Origin of the sequence: Kitasatospora sp. NPDC091257, from assembly GCF_044757675.1 — a bacterium.
GTDB classification, from domain to species: domain Bacteria; phylum Actinomycetota; class Actinomycetes; order Streptomycetales; family Streptomycetaceae; genus Kitasatospora; species Kitasatospora lactacystinica.
The window spans coordinates 1-4032 of the sequence record NZ_JBIVVI010000865.1; the positions used below are offsets into that span (position 1 = coordinate 1).

The following is a 4032-nucleotide window of genomic DNA, read 5'->3' on the forward strand; positions in this document are numbered from 1 at the left end:
GTAGCTGAGCGCCCAGCCGCCCGCCTGCGCGACGACCTCGCCGAGCGACTGCAGCGCGACCCCGCCGAGCACCACCACGGCCGCGACGCCCGCGGTGGTGGCCTGGAGGAAGGCGAGCAGCGGGCCGAGGTCGCCGTCGGGGGCCTGCATCCGTTCCTCGGCGAGGCGGCGCAGGCTCCACCGGGGCAGCTGCCGGGCCGGGTCGGCGAGCAGCGGGTAGGCCTCGCGGTGCAGGGCGAGGGTGGCCTGCTGGTCGCCGGTGGAGGCGGTGGCGTCGGCCTGGCCGAGCAGGGCGAGGCCGCGCTGCGGGCGCAGTTCCTCGGGGGCGTCGGCGAGTCGGCGGGCCAGCCGGGCGTAGCGGCGGCGGGCCTGGGCGGCCCGGCCGGCGGCGAGCCGTTCGGCGGCCGCGGCCAGGGCCTTCGTCACCGTCGCGGCGTCCAGGGTCCGTCGGCGGCGGGCCAGGACGACGGCGGCCGCACCGGCCAGCGCCAGCACGACCAGCAGCACCGCTATCAGTGCCATGCACCGTCCCCCTGTGTTCGGACACCGACCATCGCATGATCAACTGCCTTTGGGCGATCATGAGTTGACTTCGTGTCGTGATGTTGCCCGGGCGCCATCAGAATAGGCCCTCGATCGGACGGACGAACAGGAAAGAGCACTATCCTGGGCATCGCGTCGCCGGCGGAACGGCAGCACGGCAGCGGCTCAACAGCAGCGCGCCAACAGCGCGTCCACAGCGGTCAGTAGCGTCGGGGGTCGTGTGTCGGAGTCGCGTTGGGTGCCCGGGCTCCGGTTCGGGCCGGAGTTCGACCCGGAGCAGTACGAACTCCTGGAGTTCCACCACCGGGGCGGTGAGGCCGAGGTGTGGCGGGCGGTTCGCACCGGACACAACGGGCGCAAGGAACTGGTCGCCGCCAAGATCATGCTGGAGCGCGACCCGACCGAGGTGCGGCGCTGGCTCGGCCGCTGGGACGACGTCTCGCACAACGCGCACCGGCTGGGCGTCACCGACCTGGTGGTGCCCAGCTTCCTGCTCGGCCCCTCCCCGCACCGGCCCGGAACCCCGCCCGGCGGCGCGCTGCTGGGCTACCAGATCTCGCCCTGGGTCGAGGGCGCGCCGCTGCACACCTGGGCGCGCGGCCAGCGCGGCGGCCCGTCGGCGGTGGCGGAGGTGCTGACCCGGCTCTGCCGGATCGTCGACGAGCTGCACCGCAAGCGCTGGGTGCACCGCGACATCTCCCCCGCCAACGTCCTGGTGGACGGCCAGGGGCAGGTCAAGCTGATCGACCTGACCTTCCTCGCTCCGCTGGACCACACCCTGACCGTCGCGGTGTTCACCCCCGGGCACGTCCCGCCGGAGGCCGAGCAGGTGGGCGGCTTCCCGACCACCGCCAAGGACCTGTTCGCGGTCGGCACCCTCGCTCGCACCCTGCTGCTGCCCGACCACGGCCGGCTGGACCACCGGCTGGCCGCCGAGCAGGCCCGCGCCGAGCTGCTGGCCGCGGGCTACGGCGAGGAGTTGGCGCGCTGGGCCTGCGAGCCGCTGGCCCGCGAGCCGGACCGCCGCCCCTCCCCGCTCGGCCCGTGGGCCGCCCGGGGCCGCGAACTGCTGCGCGGCCACCGGCCGGTGGCCCGCACCGCGGGTCTGGCCGTGCTGCCCGACCCGGCCGGGGGGCCGCTGGTGGTCACCGGCGGCGCCGACGGCACCGCGCTGGCCGGGCCGGGCAGCCGCGACCGGCGCCTTCCGGCCGGCCAGGGCCTGTCCGCCGTACGGGAGTTGAGCGCCGGCTGGGCCGGACCCCAGGGCGAGCTGGTGGTCTGCGCCGAGGACCGCGGCGGCACCCTGTGGGTCGGTACGGCGACCGGCTGGTGGGAGGCGGCCCGCGGGGTCAACGGCCTGGCGGGCGCGGTCGGTTCGACCGGGGAGATGACGGTCTGGACGGCGGCCGGCGGCGCGCTGCGCTCCTACCGCTGGGCCCCCGGCCGCACCCTGACCGGGCAGGAACACCCCGGCTGCCCGGCCGACCGGGTGCTCGCCGCCGAGGAGGAGCGGCCCGGCGCCTGGCTGCTGCTGGTCGAGCACCGCGAGCGGGTGCTGAGCTGGCGGCCCGGCGCCGCGCGGCCGCCCGTCCCGGTGGGCCCGGCCGGGCCGCTGCGCGCCGGGGCGCTGGCCCGCACCTCCGCCGGACCGCAGGCCGCCACCCTGCGGGCGGACGGCTCGGTCCAGTTGCACACCCTCGGCGCGGCCGGGGCGGGCACCGAGATCGGCGACGGCGAGCCCTCGCTCGGCATCGCCATGGTGGGCCACCGCGGCGGCCCGACCGTCGCACTGGCCGGCGCGGGCGGCGTACGGCTGCGGCTGCCGGCCGGCGGCGCCTCCCGTCGGCCGCGCTGGTGGCGGCCCACGCTGCGTCCGGCCACCCGGGTCGCGCTGGCCATGGGCGACGACTGGAGGCTGTGCCTGGCGGCGGTGGTGGAGGGCGAGTTGCAGGTGTGGCAGGAGGACGCGGCATACCGCTGGCAGGCGGTGGGGCTGCCGGAGGACTGACCGGCCGGACCGACGCCGAGGCCCCGGAACCCTTTGCGGGGTTCCGGGGCCTCGGCCCGGCGGTGGGAGGTGGCTCGGGTCCCCGGCGCCTCGGCGCCCGGACGGACGCGGGGTCCCCGCGGAAGCGCGGACGAGGCGGAGGCGGAGTCGGCCGGTCAGCGGAAGCGGCGCAGCCGGAGGCTGTTGCCGACCACGAAGACCGAGGAGAAGGCCATCGCGGCCCCCGCGATCATCGGGTTGAGCATCCCGGCCGCGGCCAGCGGAAGGGCGGCGACGTTGTAGCCGAAGGCCCAGAACAGGTTGCTCTTGATGGTGCCCAGGGTCCTGCGGGAGAGCCGGATGGCGTCCGCCGCGGCCAGCAGGTCGCCGCGGACCAGGGTGAGGTCGCCGGCCTCGATGGCGGCGTCGGTGCCGGTGCCCATCGCCAGGCCCAGGTCGGCCTGGGCGAGCGCGGCCGCGTCGTTGACGCCGTCGCCGACCATCGCCACGACCCTGCCCTCGGCCTGCAGCCGCTTGACGGTGTCGACCTTGTCCTGCGGCATGACCTCGGCGATCACGTGCTCCGGCGCGATGCCGACCTCGGCCGCCACGGCCTCGGCGACCAGCCGGTTGTCGCCGGTCAGCAGCACCGGGGTCAGGCCCAGTGCGCGCAGCTTGCCGATCGCCTCGGCGCTGGTCGGCTTGACCGCGTCGGCGACCTCCAGCACGGCCCGCGCCTCGCCGTCCCAGCCGACCGCGATCGCGGTGCGGCCGGCCGCCTCGGCGGCGGACTTGGCTTCGGCCAGCGTCTCGGGCAGGTGCTGCGACCACGCGTTCAGCAGGGCCTCCCGGCCGGCCACCACGGCGTGGCCGTCCACCACGCCCTGGACGCCCAGGCCCGGGACGTTCTCGAAGCCCTCGACCGCGGGCAGTTCGCCGGCCTTGGCGGCGGCGGTGGCGATCGCCCGGGCGATCGGGTGTTCGGAGGCGTGCTCCAGGGCGCCGGCCAGGCGCAGCACCTCGGCCCGGTCCACGCCCTCGGCGGTGTGCACCGCGAGCAGGGTCATCTGGCCGGTGGTGACGGTGCCGGTCTTGTCCAGGACGATGGTGTCGACCTTGCGGGTGGACTCCAGCACCTCCGGGCCCTTGATCAGGACGCCCAGCTGGGCGCCGCGACCGGTGCCGACCAGCAGGGCGGTCGGGGTGGCCAGGCCGAGGGCGCACGGGCAGGCGATGATCAGCACGGCCACCGCTGCCGTGAAGGCGGCGGTCCAGCCCTCGCCGGTGCCCAGCCAGTAGCCGAGGGTGGCCACCGCGAGGGTGATCACGATCGGCACGAAGACCGCGGAGATCCGGTCGGCGAGGCGCTGGGCGGCGGCCTTGCCGTTCTGCGCGTCCTCGACCAGCCTGGCCATCCGGGACAGCTGGGTGTCGGCGCCGACCCGGGTGGCCTCGACCACCAGGCGCCCGCCCGCGTTGACGGTGGCACCGGTGACGGCGTC

General features: G+C 76.6%; 3 protein-coding genes. 1 reads left to right on the forward strand and 2 read right to left on the reverse strand.

From position 1 onward, the window contains the following. A partial coding sequence (locus ACIQOV_RS31025) for a hypothetical protein (RefSeq protein ID WP_401053956.1) occupies positions 1-522 on the reverse strand: 522 nt, incomplete at its 3' end. A 259-nt stretch (positions 523-781) separates the two neighbouring features. On the opposite strand from ACIQOV_RS31025, the gene ACIQOV_RS31030 reads away from it, so the two are divergent. Beyond that, positions 782-2551: a protein kinase domain-containing protein gene (locus tag ACIQOV_RS31030; RefSeq protein WP_359905457.1), complete on the forward strand. Its 1770-nt coding sequence runs from the start codon at positions 782-784 to the stop codon at positions 2549-2551. A 155-nt stretch (positions 2552-2706) separates the two neighbouring features. Here the strand turns inward: ACIQOV_RS31030 and ACIQOV_RS31035 are convergent. After that, positions 2707-4032 (reverse strand): heavy metal translocating P-type ATPase (locus ACIQOV_RS31035; protein ID WP_401053958.1); only part of this gene is annotated, 1326 nt, incomplete at its 5' end.